This is a genomic window from Pyramidobacter sp. CG50-2 (assembly GCF_003612005.1).
In the GTDB taxonomy this organism is placed as follows: domain Bacteria; phylum Synergistota; class Synergistia; order Synergistales; family Dethiosulfovibrionaceae; genus Pyramidobacter.
Map to the genome: position 1 here is coordinate 1 of NZ_RAWT01000096.1, position 1,411 is coordinate 1,411.

Sequence of the window (1,411 nt, forward strand, 5' to 3'; positions counted from 1 at the left end):
GCCAGAGCCAAAGAGATCTACGCTTACCGCGAGATGGTCTACAACCTCGTGCGGCGGGATCTTCACGGACGCTACAAACGTTCTTTCTTCGGTTTTGCCTGGACGTTTTTGAATCCTCTTTTACAGCTCATCGTCTATACGATCGTCTTTTCAACCATCATGCGCGCGGGGATCGACAAGTTTTATTTATTCCTTTTCGTCGCCCTGATCCCGTGGACTTTCTTCAACGCCTCGCTCACCGGCGGCTGCGGTTCCGTCCTGGCCCAGGGCGGCATGGTCAAGAAAATCTACTTCCCGCGCGAAGTCCTGCCCATCGCCTTTGTCACGACAAGCTTCGTCAACATGCTCTACTGTTTCGTCGTCGTGTTTGCCGTCGTCGCCGTATCGGGCGTCGGCTTCAACCTGCGCGCGCTCCTGTGCCTCCCGTTCGTCATGCTCGTCGAGTACGTCATCTGCCTGGGCGTCGCCCTGCTGACGTCGGCCGTCACCGTTTACTGCCGCGACCTGGAGTACATGCTCGGCATCGTTTCCATGCTGTGGATGTACCTCACTCCGGTCCTCTACCCGATCTCCATGGTGCCGCGGCGGTACCTGCCGCTTTTCATGCTCAACCCGATGACTCCCGTCATCACGGCCTATCGCGACATCCTTTACGCCGCCCAAGCGCCGGAACTCTCCACGCTGCTGCACTCGCTCGCGATGGGCGTTCTCGTTTTGGGCGTCGGCTGGTACGTCTTTGAAAAATTGCAGCGCGGTTTTGCGGAGGAACTGTAACGATGAAAGCCATTCAGGTCCATGACGTCGCCAAACGATTCAAGATCTATTACGACCGAAATCGAACGTTGAAAGAACGCCTGCTCTTTCGCAAAAGGAACCGCTACGACGAGCGCTGGGTCCTCAAAGACGTTTCGTTCGACATCGAGCAGGGGGAAGCCGTCGGCCTCGTCGGCGAAAACGGCTGCGGCAAAAGCACCACGCTCAAGCTGCTCTCCCGCATCCTCTTTCCCGACCGCGGCGCGATCTCCGTCAACGGCCGCGTCTCCTGCCTGATCGAGCTGGGGGCCGGCTTTCATCCCGACATGAACGGCATCGAGAACATCTACCTCAACGCCGCCATGTTCGGCGTCGGCCGCAAGGAAACCGGCAAACGCCTCGACCGGATCATCGCCTTTTCGGAACTGGAACCCTTCATCGAAAACCCCATACGCACCTATTCTTCGGGCATGTACATGCGCCTCGCCTTTTCCGTGGCGATCAACGTCGATGCCGACGTGCTGCTGATCGACGAGATCCTTGCCGTCGGCGACATGAACTTTCAGGAGAAATGCCTCGCCCGCCTGCGCGAGATCAAGGAGTGCGGCGCCACTATCGTCATCGTTTCCCACTCGCTGGGACAGATCGAAGCCTTCTG

General features: G+C 58.2%; 2 protein-coding genes. Both read left to right on the plus strand.

The window, feature by feature from the left end:
* Positions 1 to 774 (plus strand): ABC transporter permease (locus D7D26_RS11900; RefSeq protein ID WP_147413085.1); only part of this gene is annotated, 774 nt, incomplete at its 5' end.
* A 2-nt stretch (positions 775 to 776) separates the two neighbouring features.
* Positions 777 to 1,411, plus strand: a 635-nt coding sequence (locus D7D26_RS11905) for an ABC transporter ATP-binding protein (RefSeq protein WP_147413086.1), incomplete at its 3' end; no start/stop codon positions are given.